The 17,975-nt window shown below is 50.0% G+C and carries 15 protein-coding genes; 4 read left to right on the top strand and 11 right to left on the bottom strand.

The features are described from left to right. Window positions 1–144: 144 nt before the first annotated feature. Both AC0KUT_RS02030 and AC0KUT_RS02025 read right to left on the bottom strand, forming a co-directional pair. Window positions 145–1,194, bottom strand: a complete 1,050-nt coding sequence (locus tag AC0KUT_RS02030) for a M23 family metallopeptidase (RefSeq protein ID WP_488833136.1) — start codon at window positions 1,192–1,194, stop codon at window positions 145–147. Between the two features lie 205 nt (window positions 1,195–1,399). Further along, the gene (locus AC0KUT_RS02025) at window positions 1,400–2,302 is read right to left on the bottom strand and encodes a LysR family transcriptional regulator (RefSeq protein WP_488833134.1); all 903 of its coding nucleotides are present in this window, start codon (window positions 2,300–2,302) and stop codon (window positions 1,400–1,402) included. Between the two features lie 144 nt (window positions 2,303–2,446). Here AC0KUT_RS02025 and AC0KUT_RS02020 point away from each other — a divergent pair, with 144 nt between their 5' ends. From AC0KUT_RS02020 to AC0KUT_RS02005, 4 genes are all read left to right on the top strand, one after another. Then, window positions 2,447–3,556 carry an S-(hydroxymethyl)glutathione dehydrogenase/class III alcohol dehydrogenase gene (locus AC0KUT_RS02020; protein ID WP_488833133.1) on the top strand — a complete coding sequence of 370 codons (1,110 nt, stop codon included), beginning with the start codon at window positions 2,447–2,449 and terminating at the stop codon, window positions 3,554–3,556. A 35-nt stretch (window positions 3,557–3,591) separates the two neighbouring features. Then, the gene (locus AC0KUT_RS02015) at window positions 3,592–3,999 is read left to right on the top strand and encodes a hypothetical protein (RefSeq protein ID WP_488833131.1); all 408 of its coding nucleotides are present in this window, start codon (window positions 3,592–3,594) and stop codon (window positions 3,997–3,999) included. A 36-nt stretch (window positions 4,000–4,035) separates the two neighbouring features. Continuing rightward, the gene (gene fghA, locus AC0KUT_RS02010; protein ID WP_488833129.1) at window positions 4,036–4,875 is read left to right on the top strand and encodes an S-formylglutathione hydrolase; all 840 of its coding nucleotides are present in this window, start codon (window positions 4,036–4,038) and stop codon (window positions 4,873–4,875) included. Between the two features lie 517 nt (window positions 4,876–5,392). Further along, window positions 5,393–6,796 carry a cellulase family glycosylhydrolase gene (locus tag AC0KUT_RS02005; protein WP_488833128.1) on the top strand — a complete coding sequence of 468 codons (1,404 nt, stop codon included), beginning with the start codon at window positions 5,393–5,395 and terminating at the stop codon, window positions 6,794–6,796. 497 nt (window positions 6,797–7,293) lie between these two features. Here the strand turns inward: AC0KUT_RS02005 and AC0KUT_RS02000 are convergent, their stop codons facing one another. The 9 genes from AC0KUT_RS02000 to AC0KUT_RS01960 form a co-directional block, all read right to left on the bottom strand. Beyond that, window positions 7,294–8,511 (bottom strand): MFS transporter, encoded by a 1,218-nt coding sequence (locus AC0KUT_RS02000; protein ID WP_488833126.1) that lies wholly within the window; start codon window positions 8,509–8,511, stop codon window positions 7,294–7,296. Between the two features lie 204 nt (window positions 8,512–8,715). Further along, window positions 8,716–9,861, bottom strand: a complete 1,146-nt coding sequence (locus AC0KUT_RS01995) for a Gfo/Idh/MocA family protein (protein ID WP_488833124.1) — start codon at window positions 9,859–9,861, stop codon at window positions 8,716–8,718. 167 nt (window positions 9,862–10,028) lie between these two features. Continuing rightward, window positions 10,029–11,084, bottom strand: a complete 1,056-nt coding sequence (locus AC0KUT_RS01990; protein ID WP_488833123.1) for a sugar phosphate isomerase/epimerase family protein — start codon at window positions 11,082–11,084, stop codon at window positions 10,029–10,031. Window positions 11,085–11,194: 110 nt separating this feature from the next. Next, on the bottom strand, window positions 11,195–13,120 hold the full coding sequence (locus tag AC0KUT_RS01985) for a RecQ family ATP-dependent DNA helicase (protein WP_488833122.1): 1,926 nt from the start codon (window positions 13,118–13,120) through the stop codon (window positions 11,195–11,197). 204 nt (window positions 13,121–13,324) lie between these two features. Then, entirely contained in the window at window positions 13,325–13,915 is a 591-nt protein-coding gene (locus AC0KUT_RS01980; RefSeq protein ID WP_488833119.1) for a YceI family protein, read from the bottom strand. Window positions 13,916–13,961: 46 nt separating this feature from the next. Further along, window positions 13,962–14,516 (bottom strand): cytochrome b, encoded by a 555-nt coding sequence (locus tag AC0KUT_RS01975; protein ID WP_488833116.1) that lies wholly within the window; start codon window positions 14,514–14,516, stop codon window positions 13,962–13,964. 285 nt (window positions 14,517–14,801) lie between these two features. After that, entirely contained in the window at window positions 14,802–15,194 is a 393-nt protein-coding gene (locus AC0KUT_RS01970; RefSeq protein WP_488833115.1) for an acyl-CoA thioesterase, read from the bottom strand. Between the two features lie 187 nt (window positions 15,195–15,381). Further along, a complete protein-coding gene (locus AC0KUT_RS01965; protein ID WP_488833114.1) occupies window positions 15,382–16,875 on the bottom strand; it encodes a tryptophan halogenase family protein in 1,494 nt (497 codons plus the stop codon). Between the two features lie 50 nt (window positions 16,876–16,925). Continuing rightward, window positions 16,926–17,873, bottom strand: coding sequence for a LysR family transcriptional regulator (locus AC0KUT_RS01960; RefSeq protein ID WP_488833113.1), 948 nt, complete (start codon window positions 17,871–17,873; stop codon window positions 16,926–16,928). Window positions 17,874–17,975: the final 102 nt, after the last annotated feature.

Raw genomic sequence — 17,975 nt, 5'->3', positions numbered from 1 at the left:
AAATAACAGTGGGCATAAACACCGCAGCTAAAAAATACCGCCGCAAAAAGTAAAAACCCACCATCAACCATGTTTATTTTCCGCAATACCTTTTGACCGTCGCTACTGCGTTGTGCGCACTTCGCTTTGGTCGATAACCCGCTATCATTTGCGCCAGATACCGGTATAAACCGAACCGCAATACCACCAACCAGTTCTGGTATAACCTTGTGAAGCCAGTTGATCAGACTTGGCAATAAAGCTAGAAACATTCATCCCGAAGTAGGCATACCAAGAACCGCTACTGGGAATCCAAGTACTGTTGTAAATCTGACCACCGGAACTGCAAGGCAAGGTGTCAATCATTTCGCCCGAGTCGGCCATATGGTTGAACCAATTTTGGAAGTGCTCGTCGGGAATATTGTTTACCGTCCAGTTACCTACTGAATGCGGTGCCCAAATCAAAACCTTGCCATTGGGTAGCGCATTTCCCGCCAACTTAGTCCAAGGGCCTGCGACCGAGGCGTTGCTGTTGGTGTAAGGCGTGGTCATACCATGGGCAAATTTCATCACTATCGGTGAACCGTTTTTCTCCGCATGTACATGCAAGTGTGGTCCAGTGGAATTGCCGCTGTTACCTACAATACCGAGCACTTGACCTGCATTCACTCGAACGCCGTTGGTCACCTTGCCATCCTCAGTCCAAGGGTTGAACGATGGGCTGCTGAGATAGGTCGCATTATGCGGGCAGAGACTGCTAGGCACTGTGCCAGGTTGAGCATGAGCGTAGAGCACATAGACGCCGTCGTCCTGCAAAATCCACACATGGTTGCCGCCGCGGCCAATGTAACCATCCTCTACTTTTTGCAGTTTGCTTTTGGCAACGTTTTCGGGCGAATTGCGCCAGCAGCCGACAACAGTACCGGCGGCCATAGCGCGAATTTTGGTGCCGTAAACCAAGTAATTGGCATTAACCGTATCGCTCGCACCATCCGTTTTTAAACTGGACCACTTGTCATTGCCGATATAGCGGACAGCGCCTATATCCTTGCCATATAACTGGGTGCCGCCCGAGCTGTGATCGGTGGTGGAGTAACGATGATTAAGATTGAGGTCGTCGCTGCGCAGGGGGAAATCTAAGGCGGCGGCGGAGAAGCTGATAAAGCTAGCTGAAACCAATGCGAGCGCATTGAAAATTTGGCGAGTCTTGTTCATGGTGAAAGTCCTTTCAACGTGGTTTATCCCTAATGCGACGTATATGTCTGTTAGGTGCTCTGCCTCTTCTGAACGTCCTTCCCAGTTCCGTGAGATGGATGGTTTCCTTTTCTAAGGCAGCAAGCTCAAGATACCCGGGCTCGATTCAACAGGAAGTGGCGAAATGCCTGTGAACTTGTGATTTATTCACCCGCTCTCGTTAACGTCAATTCTTTACTACCTTCAGCCCCTCAATACCGCCCGCAAACTGCTCCGCTAAAAAGTCGATAAACAGCCGCACCTTGGGGGCCAAATGCCGCTGCTGCGGATACACCACCCACACACCTGCATCTAAAAAACGATAATCGTTCAGTACCGCAACTAAACGGCCATCGGCTAAATAGGCCTGCACGTAATAGTCTGGCAACTGCGCCAAGCCCATACCTTTTAGTGCGGCATCCAACATGGCTGAGCCGGAGTTGCCGTGCCAGTTGCCGCGCACTTGTAGATCTTTACGCTGGCCGTTATGGCTTAACAGCCAATTGCCGCGCGTGCCCACTAAGCAGTTATGCCGCTCTAAATCGGTAAGGGTTTGCGGCGCCGTAATGCGCGCTAAATATTCGGGCGAACCGACGATGTATTCACGCCGATCACACAGGCGCTTGGCCACCAGCGTCGACTCGCGCAGTACGCCCATGCGCACGCCCAAATCAAAACCTTCATCAATCAATTCCACTTGGCGATTGCTGAAATACATATTCACTTTAAGCTGGGGATAGCGCAGCTGAAAGTCGTTCACCAAGGGGCCAATGTACTGATCGCCAAAGGTCGCGGGGGCGGTGATTTTTAGCAGGCCAGTAGGCTGGCCTTGATGGTGATGGAGCAGCAGCTCTGCCTCGCGCACTCCATCAAACAAATGGCGACAGCTTTCGTAATAAATGAGACCACCGTCGGTTAAACGAATTTGGCGCGTGGTGCGATACAACAACTGCGTCCCCAATTGCTGCTCCAGCTGGCTCACCAAGCGGCTCACATGTGAATTGGACACCTGCAGCTGTTTTGCCGCGGCGGCAAAGCTACCAAAACGCACCACTTCGATAAATGCCTCTACCCTTTCCCAATGTTGCATTGTTGCTCCACAGCAATAATTAAGTGATTTTTAAGCGGCTTATTGCCGACAGCTCAATAGTTTACACTCTCAACACAAGAAAGATGCTTACACCCAATCCTCATTCTCTGGCCCCTCAAGGCCTATTTCAGCAAGGAGTACCCGATGAAATCCCGTGCCGCTATTGCCTTTGGCCCGAACCAACCACTGACCCTAGCCGAAATTGATGTGCAGGAGCCCCAGCGCGGCGAAGTGCTGGTGCGCATTGTTGCCACCAGCGTCTGCCACACAGATGCTTACACCCTTTCTGGCGCCGACCCAGAAGGTTTGTTCCCTTCAGTACTCGGCCATGAAGGCGCTGGCATCGTAGAGGCCATAGGCCCAGGCGTAACCGACCTACAGGTGGGCGACCATGTGATTCCCCTATACACCGCCGAGTGTCGCAAATGTAAGTTCTGCCTCTCGGGCAAAACCAACTTGTGCAGTTCGGTACGCGCCACCCAAGGCAAGGGCGTAATGCCCGATGGCACCAGCCGTTTTTCCCTCGACGGCAAGCCGCTGTTTCACTACATGGGCACCTCCACCTTTTCGGAATACACCGTATTGCCCGAGGTCTCCCTTGCCAAGGTATCCAAAACCGCACCGCTGGATAAAATTTGCCTGCTCGGCTGCGGCGTTACCACTGGCATAGGTGCAGTGATCAACACCGCCAAGGTCACACCCGGCTCGACCGTTGCGGTATTTGGTTTGGGCGCCATCGGCCTCGCCGTGATTCAAGGCGCGCAAATGGCGCGCGCTGCACGCATTATTGCGATTGATGTGAACCCCGATAAATTTGCCCTAGCGCGCGACTTTGGCGCGACTGATTTTGTGAACCCCAAAGACCATACGGGGACAATTCAAGAAGTGATCGTGGACATGACCGACGGCGGTGTTGACTACTCCTTCGAATGTATCGGCAATGTGAATGTAATGCGCTCGGCCCTTGAGTGCTGCCACAAGGGCTGGGGCGAATCCATCATCATCGGCGTGGCCGGTGCTGGGCAGGAAATATCCACTCGCCCCTTTCAATTGGTGACGGGGCGCGTATGGAAAGGCTCGGCTTTCGGCGGCGTAAAAGGCCGCAGCCAGCTGCCGGACTACGTTGAGGGCTATATGAAAGGCGAAATAAAAATTGATGAGTTCATCACTCACAACATGAAGTTCGAACAGATCAACGAGGCGTTTGATTTGCTGCACGAAGGCAAAAGCATTAGAACGGTGCTGCATTTTTAATAATGATCTCAATACGACACAAAGGAGACCGTTCAATGAAATTCTATTTATTTATTGCGTTTATATTTCACGGAAGCAGTGTATTTGCATGTAGCTGCGGTTTTCCCGATGATGATCTTGTGAGAAGTGATAAAAACTCAACCTATATATTCCTAGCAAAACCGGACAGGAAAAACTCTTTCTTGTCCGTTACTAAAAATCGCTATAAGTTTTCTAACATCATGCTATTAAAAGGTGCACACCATGAGAAACTTACAGTATGGAGCGGAAAATTTTTTACCCCTTGCAATCAACCATTTAGTGAAAATAAAGAATATGTCATCTATGCATATGAAGACCGCGGAAAACTAGTAACAGACCGATGCTCTTCTTGGGTAGCCAGTAGCTACAAAACATCCACTAACAAAGTCATTGAGTTTTACAGAAATCAAGAGCAGCCTTAACCATTATTTCTAGCAATATTCCTTATAGGCACAACAATGACTCTCACTGAAATATCCGCCACCAAAAGTTTTGATGGCTGGATCAAACGCTACAAGCACCCATCCACCAGCCTCAACTGCGAAATGATTTTTGCGGTGTATTTGCCGCCGCAGGCAGAAACCCAAAAAGTCCCCGCACTTTGGTGGCTGTCAGGCCTTACTTGCACCGATGAAAATTTTATGCAGAAATCTGGCGCGCAGCGCGTCGCGGCTGAATTAGGCATTGCGATTATTTGCCCAGACACCAGCCCGCGCGGGTTGAATTTACCGGGTGAACACGACAGCTACGACTTCGGTAGCGGCGCAGGCTTTTATCTGAATGCGACCCAGGCGCCTTGGGCCGACCACTACCGCATGTACGACTACATCACCCAAGAATTACCGCAACTCGTCTTTAGCGAACTGCCGCTCAACGGGCGCGAGTCGATAAGCGGGCATTCCATGGGCGGCCACGGTGCGCTGGTGCTGGCGCTGCGTCAGCCTGAGCGCTATGCCTCAGTCTCCGCCTTTGCGCCCATCGTAAACCCCAGCCACTGCCCTTGGGGCATAAAAGCGTTTAGCCATTACTTGGGTTTAGACCACAGTGCATGGGCGCAGTACGACGCCTGCGAATTGATTAAGAACAACCAGGGCAAGAAGCAGAACTTACTGATTGAGCAGGGTGAGGCCGATAACTTTTTAAGCGAGCAGTTGCAGCCTCAAGCCTTAATTGATGCCTGTAACCACCAGCAGCACCCGCTCGACTATCGCAGCCATCCCGGCTACGACCACAGCTACTTTTTTATCGCGAGCTTTATTGAAGATCACCTGCGCTATCACGCCCAGCATCTTAACTAAAACCACTTCCATAACGCTCAATGATCCCTGAATGGCGCCGAGCCAAGCGCGCAACACTTAAATAGCACTGACCGCGCGAAAGAATATTCACCTTCTGCGCGACTCAGCTGTTACCAAGCTACACAATTCTTTACCAAAGACCTCAAGCAACATATCAACCATTACAAAAACTTGCATATCGAACCTTTATGTCATATTTTTGTAATCGGTTACACATTTTTGGCGGCAAAATACTCAAGTTGAAGCCTATTCACCGGTGAAGCCACTCTTAAAACAGAAAAATAAAACCAATCAATTCATTATGTTAGCAACAAAATTCGATCATCAGCTCAAATAAATACTGATATTTTTTGGCTCCATACATGTAATCGGTTACAGCCCTTATAAGGAGAGGATGTCAGGATGAATATTAGGACAACGACGTCAGATACCGGCATAGGCTCTCAGCACCGCTGAACAGCCACCCCAAAAACCAGATGCCCACGATTTCTCACAATAATCATAAAGAGACTTACCTATGCAAAAAACTACATCATTGATTAAAACCCTAGCCGCTTGCAGCTTAGCGTTCTGCAGCCTAAACGCGAGCGCCGGTATTTATGTATCCGGCGACACAGTCTACGAAGGCAATGGCAGCGCGTTTATGATGCGTGGCGTCAATGTCGCCCACGCGTGGTATGCCGATAAAACCAACAGCTCTTTAAGTGACATCGGCAAAACTGGCGCCAATACCGTGCGCGTAGTGCTCGCCAACGGCAAGCTGTGGAATAAAACGCCCGCGTCCGAGGTGAGCAACATCATCACCCAAGCAAAGGCCAATAAACTGATCGCGGTACTCGAAGTACACGACACCACCGGCCTAGGTGAACAAACTGCCGCCACACTGAGCGAAGCCGTAGACTACTGGATCAGTATTAAGAGCACGCTAATAGGCCAAGAAGACTATGTGATTATCAATATTGGCAACGAGCCTATGGGCAATGGCCAAACCGCTGCCGCTTGGACCAACGGCCATAAAGACGCCATCACTCGCTTACGTGCCGCTGGCTTTAAACACGCCATTATGGTGGACGCCGCCAACTGGGGGCAGGATTGGGAAAACATTATGCGCGACAACGCACCCAGCGTTTTAGCTGCAGATCCCAACAAAAATGTGATTTTTAGCGTGCATATGTACCAGGTTTACAACAGCGATAGCATCATCAGCAGCTACATGAGCAAGTTCAAGTCCAACGGTTTAGCACTCGTAGTAGGTGAATTTGCTGCCAACCACTTTAGTGATGACGTTGACGAAGCCTCAATTATGAAACGCGCCCAAGAAAATAAATACGGCTACTTAGGTTGGTCATGGGCGGGCAACGGGTCAGATTTGACAGCACTGGATATTGCAAAAGACTTTAATGCCAGCACTTTAACTAGCTGGGGCAATACTCTTATCAATGGCACCAACGGCATTAAAGCCACCTCCAAGCTAGCCACCATTTACACCGGCGGCGGCACTGCAACCAGCTCAACCCCAACCACCAGCAAAGCAGCCAGCTCTACTGCGACTGCGAACGGCGGCACCTGTAATTGGTATGGGACCAGCTACCCAATTTGCATCAGTACGAGCAACGGCTGGGGCTATGAAAGTAACCAGAGCTGTGTCGGTCGCACCACCTGTGCAGCATTGCCCAGCCCTTATGGCGTTGCAGGCACTACCACACCCCCTAGTTCTGTTGCCGCCTCATCCAAACCTGCTAGCAGCGCACCAGCCAGCAGCAAACCCGCAAGCAGTAAAGCGGCCAGCTCATCGGCAGCAACTGGGGCAACCTGCAATTGGTACGGAACCCCATACCCCATGTGCACCACCACCACCAGCGGCTGGGGTTGGGAGAACGGCAAAAGCTGTTTGTCGCCCAGTACCTGCAGCTCTCAGTAAGTATTTATTGAAGCAAAACTCCAGTATTACCCCAGTGTCATAGCCCCTTTGCGCCGCAGTTTTCTGCGGCGTTTTTTTATTTAAGTCGTATTTCTTAAGAGTGCTGAAATCTGCGATTAACTCATCTAAATCAGACCAATCATTTACTTCATAATGATTGGATTGATCTTCTGGAGCAGCACTAGATTTCTTAGGCGACTGAGGTTGACATCAGAAGACTAAAAATAGAGAAGAGGAATTAGAGGGCAGAACAGGAAGGACCGAAAAAAGAGGGTTGAAGCTCAAATCCTTTTGAGTTCTTAAATACCCACACTGCGGTTACGCACTTTCTTTGTACTCTCACTTGTTTGAAAACACCAAGGATAGACCTGCAAGTGTGACCTAGATCCCTTATTTGTCGTCAAACACTATAGATAACAAATACCAAGCTTTATGCGCAGCAAATGACAACCACAAAAAAAGCGCCCAAGGCGCTTTTTTTGAATCCGTAAAAATACTTATTTGTTGTGCGCAAAATGTTTACGTAAAATAAACAAAACGCCGAAGGCAACAATTAATACGCCGGGAATTATCGCTAAACTCTGCAATGTCGCCTGACCTGCAACCAGCTCAACAGCTTCACCGGTAACACCGCTTTCAATAGCGTCTTTTTTGGCATTGTCTAACCACCCACCGATCACCGGGTTCCAAACGAACACAGAGAACATGCCCGCACCACCCATTAGTGACATCCCCAAGGCACCGGTTTTAGGCATATATTCACTGGTAAAGCCAATCATGGTTGGCCAGAAATAGGTGACACCTAAGGCAAATACTGCTGCCGATAAATAAATCATGTAACCAGAGGCCTGACTCAACAAAATCAAACCAATGGTAGTTACTACAGCCGACATTACCAGCACACCGGCCGGATTAAATGCGTGAACTAATGGACCAGCAAAGAAACGTCCCAGCGCCATCAAACCTGCAGTGAGCGCCAAAACCATCATTGGATGCACATCGGACGATTCGAATATACGACCCACCCACTGCTGCGCGCCAAATTCTGAAATAGCGGTCATAGTCATGCACACCATCATAAAAATAAACAAAGGTGAGATGAGTGCTTTGATATTGGTAGCGGTTGAGGTTTCTGAGTTTACTGATTCGGGGAATGTTTGCCCGAAGATCATCCAGCCATAAATCGCAGTCGGGATGAGCATCACCGCGATTTGCAGCTGCCAACTAAAACCTAATTTGGTCATCAAGGCCGATACCAGCGAGCCAATTACTATACCGCCCGGAAACCACACATGAAATTTGTTGAGCATGGCAGTTTTACGCGTGTGATAAATATCAGCAATCAAAGGATTACACGCGGCTTCCACTGAGCCATTGGCAAAACCGATAAAAAAACTGGACAGCAGTAACGTCCAGAAACCAGATGCGCTAATAGTTAACGCCAAACCTAATAGGTGGCAAATAAATGCAAGATACAGAAGCGTGCGCGCCCCGACATAGTTATAAATAAAACCACCGAATAGCATCGCAATAGGGAAACCAAAAAAAGCCATCCCATTAATCCAGCCAAGCTCAGTATTGTTGAAATTAAAACTGACGCTGAGTTCACTCAAAATGCCGGCGCGAATGGCAAAGGTCATAGCCGTTACAATTAGCGCTACGCAGCATGCGGTAAACAGCCGCTGGGGATTCATAGCCGTTGAGGATGTGGTCATGTTGTTACCCTTTTTATTGGTTATTGATGGTGGTTTTAATTTTTTCTTTTAAAGGTTCCAGGTTAAATCTTTCGTTTTTCTAAGTTTTATTCTTTTCTACACTTTCTACTTTTCTATGCTTTTGTGTAAAAGATTTGGCGTTTTACGGCGTTAAGTTTTTAGGCGCGTTGACTTAACGCGCCCTGATTGCGCCAAACACGCAACTCAGTCCAGCGGCGTCCAGGCACCATCCGCGTGCGATGAGGTTAGCACGGCCTGAATAAAGCGCATACCTTCTACACCTGTGTCGATACTCGGCACCCAATCTTGCAAATAGTGCCGCTCGCCTTGAGCGTGTGCGCCAAGAATGTCGGCAATGTCTTGATAGAGGTTGGCAAACCCTTCGAGGTAACCCTCGGGGTGACCGCCGGGGGTGCGCATGCCGCGCGCGGCTATGTCGCTGCCGATATCGCCGCGGCGAGTAATGCGCTGGCGCGGTTTATTGAGTTCACAAAACCACAACTCGTTCGGGCTTTCCTGCGCCCATTCAATACCCGCTTTATCGCCATAGAGACGAATACGCAAACCATTTTCACAACCCGGCGCGACCTGACTACTCCAGAGCATGCCTTTGGCACCGCCGTCAAAACGCAACATGACATGCACGTTGTCATCCACTGGGCGCCCTTCCACAAAGCTGGTGAGATCGGCACAAACGGCACTTACTTTTTGCTGTGTGATAAAGCGCGCCAACTGAAAGGCGTGAGTGCCAATGTCACCCAAGCAACCACCTGCTCCCGAGCGCGCTGGGTCAGTGCGCCAAGAGGCTTGCTTATTGTCGGCATCCGCCGCTTCGGTAAGCCACTCCTGCGGGTATTCCACTTGTACCACACGCAACTTACCCAGCTTGCCCTGAGCCACTATGTCGCGCGCATAGCGCACTAAGGGGTAGCCACTGTAGTTGTGTGTAAGCGCGAAATAACAGCCGCTTTTTGCGACCAGCTTTTCTAACTCCAAGGCCTCTTCAAGCGTGCGCGTGACCGGCTTGTCGCAAATGACATTGATACCCGCTTCTAGGCAAGCCTTGGCCACAGGAAAGTGCATGTGATTGGGCGTGACTATGACTACAACTTGAATACCATCAGCGCGGGTTTTCTCAACACGCAGCATTTCTTCATAAGAGGTGTAGGCGCGGTCTTCCGCAATATGCAGATCCGCCGCTGAGGCCTTAGCATTTTCTGGATTAGCCGAAAGCGCACCGGCGACCAGCTCAAAGCGATTATCCATACGCGCAGCAATACGATGCACGGCACCTATAAAAGCACCACGGCCACCACCGACCATGGCATAACGAATTTTGGGAGTTGTCATAAAAGGCTCTTTTTTATCATTGAGAGTGCAAGAACATTAAGCGCCGCTAGCACCCTAAGGTGATGCAGGCGCGACCGTCGAAGGCATGGATGCCGACGTTGAGCCTACAGGGATGTACTTGCGGCGTGTCACGCCAGCGTCACCTTAGGTTGCACTCGAAGTAAAAACTATTTCAAACCAAGAATCCGGCGATTAGCCGCATGGTCAGTACCGCCACTGGCGAAGTCGTCAAAGGCGCGCTCGGTGACCTTGATGATGTGTTGCGCGATAAAAGGCGCACCTTCGGCAGCCCCCACTTCGGGGTGCTTCAGGCAACACTCCCATTCCAATACCGCCCATCCGTCATAGTTGTAAGCGGCGAACTTAGAGAAAATTTGCTTGAAATCCACCTGCCCATCGCCCAAGGAGCGGAAGCGGCCTGCGCGATCTACCCAGTTTTCATAACCGCCGTAAACACCCTGCTGCGCGCTGGCGTTAAACTCGGCATCCTTTACATGAAACATTTTAATGCGATCGTGGTAGCGATCGATGAAGCCCAAATAATCTAACTGTTGCAGCACAAAGTGCGAGGGGTCGAATAGAATATGGCAGCGCGGGTGGTTGTCTACCGCCTTCAAAAAGCGCTCAAAGGTGGCGCCATCGTGCAGGTCTTCGCCGGGGTGAATTTCATAGCAAAGATCCACACCCGCCGCATCGAAGGCATCCAAAATTGGCAGCCAACGCTCGGCTAATTCGCTAAAACCCGCCTCCACCAAACCCGCCGGGCGCTGGGGCCAAGGGTACAAATAAGGCCACAAGAGCGCGCCAGAAAAGGTCGCATGAGCCGCAAGGCCAAGGTTTTTACTGGCTTTGGCCGCGAGCATTAACTGCTCAACTGCCCAAGCTTGGCGGGCAGTGGGATTGCCGCGCACTGACTCTGGCGCAAAGCCATCGAACATTTCATCGTAAGCGGGATGCACCGCAACCAGCTGACCCTGTAAATGGGTGGACAACTCAGTTACCACCAAACCACTTTTCGCTAAAGTGGCTTTGAATTTTTCGCAGTAATCAAGACTGTTAGCCGCCTGCTCTAGGTCGAATACACGTTTATCCCAAGTGGGAATCTGCACACCTTTAAAACCTAAACTCGCCACCCAAGGGGCAATATTTTCTAGGGAATTAAACGGCGCTTCATCACCCAAAAACTGGGCTAAAAATATGGCGGGACCTTTGAGGGTTTTCATACTGGGTTCCTTATTGATTATTAAGATTCAACTGCTAAACAGCGCTGAACACTTGGAGCCAAAATATTGGATTGAAGAGCAAGTTACCGCGTTAACGATGTTTTTTGGAGTCAATTTTTGTTAATCGCCGCCAGCACTAGCTGAAAGCCACAATCCGCAAGAGCACCAAAACTAGAATGACTTTTCAAACTGGAGCGACTGGTCGCTGGGCTAGGCAAACCACATAGAAAGCGCGCCAATTGCCGTGGCTGTGTCAGCGCTTGATGCTGCTCAGATTGCAGTTGGCTTATGAGTTTAGTCGCTGCAGGCGATAACGCGACCATTGGCGGGGCGGCCACAGCTTGTGTATTCGGTTGACGACAGTGATTGCAGATACCGCAGGGCGCAGCTCCCATCTCACCAAAATACGCAAGCAATTGCTGACTGAGGCAGGCGGGATTATTGGCAAACGCCAATAGGCTGTTTATACGTTCTATATCGCGCGCTTCGCGCTGGGCAAATAATTCATTGAGGATATGGCAGAGTTCATCCTTCTGCGTCGGTGTGCTAATGGTGTGATTGTGTTGAAATGCGTGGCGCAAATTGGCGACATTTAACTCAATAGCGCCCTGCTCCGCTAAGTAATCCAACGCCTTCACAATACGTTCCTTCGGCTCCTGCAACTGCTCGGCGATGGTGAGCATATCCAAACTTAAATACTTGCGCCCCATGCGCCCGGCGCTAAACAGCCGCTGCAAAAATTCCGCGCGCGCTGGATCAAACTGCGCCAGCACTTGCTCGCGCGGCTGCACAAACTGAATTTTATATTCGGTATAAAACGGACTTAGCGCGCTGATAACACCCTGTAGCTCTAAATAGGTCAGCGCGGTATTTAACACCAGTGGGCGCAAATCAAAACGCTGCGAAAGTTCGTAGGTGGAAATATCAAAGGGCTCGTCAAACGCCAACAAATACTCTACCAGCGCACGCAAACTTTCCGCGCTGGGTGTATCGCCGTAGGTGAAGTTCTCTAACACGCGAATATCTTCGCCTACCGCTAACATTTCGCACAGTGAGGGCAAGCCATCGCGGCCAGCGCGACCAATTTCCTGCACGTAGTTTTCAATCGATTTGGGTAAGTTGAAATGGTAAACCGCACGGATATTACTTTTATCTATACCCATACCAAAGGCGATGGTGGCAACCACTATAGGTACTTCACCGCTCATAAAACGGTTTTGCACCAGCTCGCGCTCATCGTCTTTTAAACCGGCGTGATAAAAAGCTGCACTTAGACCAGCGGCACTAATTGCATCGGCAACTTCCTGTGCAGTTTTTTGCAGGGTGACATAAATAATGGTGCCCGCATCACGCGGATGTTTGTGCAAGCGCGCCAGTAGAAATTCCAAACGCGACTCTGGTGTGCAGGGAGTTACGCGCAACTGCAAATTGGGGCGTGCAAAACTGGTTTGAATATGGTCAGCCGCGGCTATAGCGAACTGTTTGCATATATCCGCTGCCACACTCGGCGTTGCAGTCGCCGTTAACGCAAGCACTCGCTCGGCGCGCAGGTTTTTAGCAATACCTGCAAGGCTTAAATAATCTGGGCGAAAATTGTGACCCCACTCGGAGATACAGTGAGCTTCATCTATCGCCATTAAACTAATGCGCAGATGTTTTAATCGCGCCACGAAGCGTTCATTCTTTAACCGTTCGGGCGACACATACAGCAGTTTTAAACTGCCGTTTTGCAGCGAAGTATAAATATTTTGGGTTTCTTCTTTACTGAGCGACGAATCCAAACGCGCAGCGCTCACCCCCAATTTTTGCAAGGCATCAACCTGATCTTTCATCAACGCAATCAAGGGCGACACTACCAGCGTCACCCCCTCAAGTAAGAGCGCAGGCAACTGATAACAGAGGCTTTTGCCGCCGCCAGTGGGGAATACCGCCAAGGCAGAGTGACCCTGCAGCAAGGCATCAATCACCTGCGTTTGGCCGGGGCGAAAATCAGATAATTTAAAGGTGTTTTGTAAAATAGCGAGCGGCGTAGTCATAAGGTTTCCTTGTTGTGAAAACTTCTTCCGTGAGGTTTTGAGTCATTAAGGGTTATTCACTGAATACGGCAAGTAACGCGAGCAACTGCAGTCTAGCCATAAAAAAATAAGGCAGCAATGCCGCACAAAATAAATCCGCTAAGCCTAAACGAAAAAAGAGAGGCAAATGCCTCTCTTTTTGATGAGCCTATGGGAGCGAAAGAATTACTTTTTCACACCTTCCACATGCAATTCTAATTTAACGGTTTGCGATGCTGGACCTAAGTCCATTTTAATATTGAAATCTTTCATGGTGATTTCGGTTGAACCCGAGAAGCCTGCGCGGTAGCCGCCCCATGGATCTTTACCTTCGCCCACTTTTTCAACATCGATAGTAACGCTTTTGGTCACGCCGTTAAGGGTGAGGTCGCCCACCAAATCAAACGATTCTTTGTTGTCTGCATCCACAACCACTTTCTTGCTCACGAAGGTTGCTTTGGGGAATTTTTCAACGTTTAAAAAATCGGGGCTGCGCAAATGCTTATCGCGCTCGGCGTGGTTGGAGTTCACGCTGTTGGTATCAATGCTGATACTAATGCTGCTCGCTTCTGGCTTAGCGGGGTCGTAGCTAAAATCGCCCGAAAAGGTATCGAAACGACCGGTCAACACACTGTAGCCCAAGTGCTTAACCGCAAAGTTAATAGAGGCGTGTGCGCCTTTGGTGTCTACAACATAATCAGCCGCCAATGCAGGCAAACTCATGATACCGATACTGCTTACCGCTAGCGTAACTAAAGATTTTTTGAGATTTAACATAAAAACTCTCCTTAACAAGGGATTGGGTTAAAACGATGACACAACACTAATCAGATTTTTTGACCGGTTTTAGCATGCGCACCAGGGTGCGGTCGCGCATGACAAAGTGATGTAAAAGTGCCGCGCCTGCATGCAGCGCCGCGAGAATAATAATGGCCCAAGCTAGAATTTCATGCAGCTCGCCGGCAAGGTCTACATTGCTTGCGCTCAATTCAACCAGCGCGGGAATTTTAACGAGATTAAACATATTGGCCGCTACGCCTTCAGCCGTGGTAATCAAATAACCGCTGAGCAGCACTACAAACAACAAACCATAGAGCGCTAGTTTTAACAGTTTCGCTGCAAGGTTAGATGCCTTGTGCGCAGAAAGTTCGACGGGCGTCGCGCTGCTAGCGCGCCAACTGATGCGCACTAAAATAATAAAAAACAACGCTAGGCCCAAGCTGATATGCAGCTCTGGCCCCTTGTGATACCAGTCGTCGTAGTAGCCCAAGCTGCGCATGTAGATGCCAAGACCAAACAGAAAAACAATCAAAACAGCACTGATCCAGTGAATCAAAATGCTAATCAATCCAAAACCTTGGCGGGAATCCTTGAGCATCGCGAGCCTCAGTAGCTAATTAAAATAGGTAACTGGCAGAACCAGTAGGAGCTAGAAGATAGCAGCAATGGTTTTAAATTACAGCAAGAGGGCGTTGGCGCGCTGATGAAACACTAGACGCCAATTTAGAGCAGCAATTGATAAATTGTTGATATTTATCAATAGGATAGAAACCATAGTTGCGGCCGCGCTCAACTGACAGCCGCCATTATGATCGGATTTTTAGTGTGGAATGATTGGATTTACGCAAGTTTTGTGATGCTTTTCGCGTGAATAGACGGCAGTTTAGGCCTTCAACAGCACTGCCCGCTTGTGCCCCAGCTCGTCGAGCGCTACATACACATACTCACCTTGCGTCACTTGTGTGACCTGCTGGGTGAGAAAGTCTTTTACCCACACCTCCACCTTTACACGGATGGAGGTGTTGCCGATTTTAAGGGTGCTGGTGTAGCAGCTAATCACCGCCCCCACTGGCACAGGGCGCATAAATACCATACCGCTCACGGCGACAGTGGTAACGCGGCCATGGGCAATATCGTTGGCGTGAATTGCCCCAGCCATGTCCATTTGCCCCATCACCCAGCCGCCAAATACATCGCCAAACGGATTGGTATCGGCGGGCATGGTTATGGTTTGAAGTGCGAGCGTCCCGCTCGGTGCAGCACCAAATTCAGACATAAGTGATTTCCTCTAGCGGGACTGATGAGTAGGCCAATTTATAGGACCCATTTACAAAACCGATTTGATTTACAGGGCGGATCGGAAATTACGGGCACTTAACTAGCCTAGCAATGAAAATTCACATCAGCGGTAGCAACTAAAACGATCTATCAACGCATAAAGTAAAACAGGGCGTCAGGAATCGCTAGCGATAATTTTTTTGCAAATAGGCATCGTGGCTTGGCAATGCCTGAATCATCTCCGCCAGCGCACGCTTACTTACTTGCAGTTGCTGCACTATAGTATCCAGCTCCAGATTGTCGACCCGTGGGCAATATTTGGCGGGGCGAATTCCCATACCTTCAAATACTGACTGCCAACTCGTGCTACGAAATAACTCATCTGCACCATCACGCAATATGCCATGAGCGCGAAACAGCTCGATGCGCTCCTGCAGTGATTCAGGCAAGGGGCGCGTTTTAAAGCTACGCCAAAACGGACTGTCGTCGCGCTGGGAGCTCCAATAGTGCAACAAAATAAAATCGCGTACTTCAGTGAAATCTGCAGCCATACGCCGGTTGTACTCACGTTGTAAACTCGGGTCGCAGTCGCGATCAGGAAAGTAGCGCAGTAAATATTCCATACCACGCACAATTAAATGAAGAGAGGTGGACTCCAGCGGCTCAATAAAACCTGCAGCTAAACCTAGGGCGACGCAGTTGCTTTTCCAAATAGCGCGTCGCTTACCGCAACTAAAAGGAATCAACTGCGGATCGCTAATACGCGGGCGATCCAACTGGCGCATTAAGGCAGTTTTAGCCTCTGCATCGCTGCAATAACGGCTGGCGTACACATAGCCGTGACCGAGACTCTTGCGCAGCGGTATACGCCAACTCCAACCAAATTTGTGTGCCGTAGCGGTGGTGAATGCGAGAGTTTCCGGCTGTGCCTCAGTGCGCACTACCAGCGCGCGATCACAGGGTAAAAGGTCGGACCAATCATCAAACCCTGCCTGCAGGGCCTGCTCAATTAATTTAGCGCTAAAACCAGAGCAGTCGATAAAGAAATCACCGCCAATGTCACGGCCATCACTCAACCCCAAACTCTCTATGCGCTCCGCATTTTTGCGCACCTGCGCCACTGTACCCTGCGTGTGAATAACACCCCGCGCCACGCTATAGTCGCGCAAATAATTAGCGACTTTTTTAGCATCCAAGTGAATCGCAAAGTTAGCGCTGCCGATAGGACTTTGGCGCAGTTGCGCGGGCGGGAAAAAGCGCTGCTGGCTCGCCATGACAGCCGCGGGCGAAAAATCCTGCAATTCAGATTCATCGCCATATTGTTTGGCTTTAAGCCAGCATTGAAAAAAGTCTTGATTGGCAATGGGCGCACCTATGGCACCAAATGGGTGAAAAAAGCTGTGTTGACGCTGGCGCCAATCGACAAATTTTATTCCCAATTTGAAACAGGCTTGAGTTGCTTGAATAAAATCCTGCTGATCTATACCCAAGCGCTGCAAAAGCTGCACAAAAGGTGGCAGGGTAGATTCGCCCACGCCAATAGTGCTGATATCCGCTGACTCCACCAACTCAATTTGATAGAGGTCGCTACGCAATTGATGAGCCAGCATGGCCGCTGCGATCCAGCCCGCGCTGCCGCCACCAAGAATGACTATTTTTTGTAAGGGGTTGATCGACATAAAGTTCGCAGTAACACCCGCTGAGAATTAATATGAGGTAAGGCTAATAATCACCAGTCGCCATGATCCTGCGCCAAGGGAATTTGTGCACCCTGAATTAGCGAGCTTAATTGCCAACTAACTGCAGCCTGCAAGGCTTGCTGCAAGCGGTCAATGACTTTATGGCGCGGATAGGTTGAGCGCCAGGCCAGCGACCAGTGTCGCTCCGGCAGTGCGGGCAGCAATGGCCGCAACACCAAGCGCGGTGATTGCGTAAGCCAAACGCCAGCAACAAGCGCCGGAACCACGCCCAAACCTCGGCTTGCAAGAACTAGCTGATGCAGGCTCTCTAAGCTGCTGCAGGGCTGTAGCTTGGGCGTTAAAATAGCGGGGAGCACAGTGACTAACGCCGGTTCAGCAGCCACATACAAAAGCTGCTCATGCTGCAGCTGCGCAAGGCTTATCGCGCTGCAAGCAGCAAAGGGATGCTCTACCGTCGCCAAAAGCCCTAAAGGCTCACTAAACAGCGGCAGACTTACCAACTCTTTACTAATAGCTACCGATGAATTCGTTTCCTGCACCAATAATGCCGCATCCAAATCACCATTCATTAACTTTACCCTCAGCTCGGCTTGTGTTGCCTCCACTAAGCTAAAGTCGGCTAGGTTCCAGTAATCGCTTAATTGCATTAACAATTGCGGTAAGAGATAAGGACCAAGAGATGAAGGGGTACCCAATACAATCGGCGCGCGCAACTGTTCCTGATCCTGTTGCGCAAGCACTTGCAACTGCTCAACCTGTGCAAGAATTCGCTCAGCCTGCAGTACCAACGGCGCGCCCGCAGCCGTGAGCCTCGCCCCCTGACGACTGCGCTCAAACAGTGCATAGCCCAAGCTATCCTCCAGCTTACGCAACGCACTGCTTAAGGCTGGTTGGCTAACACCAAGGCGCGCAGCGGCGCGGCCAAAATGACACTCTTCAGCGAGCGCGGTCAAATAGCGAAGTTCGATGAGCGTCATAAACCTTCGCCTTGATAGCGCACCGTGTACGCAGAAAAATTAACACTAATAAACAGTATTGTTGAAAAACCATCAAGCTTGCAGGCTGCTGAAAAACGTTTT

This window comes from Cellvibrio sp. 25HG11W-0 (assembly GCF_057815475.1).
The sequence above is the reverse complement of the archived record's forward strand: the minus strand, read 5'-3'. Positions and strand labels throughout refer to the sequence as shown.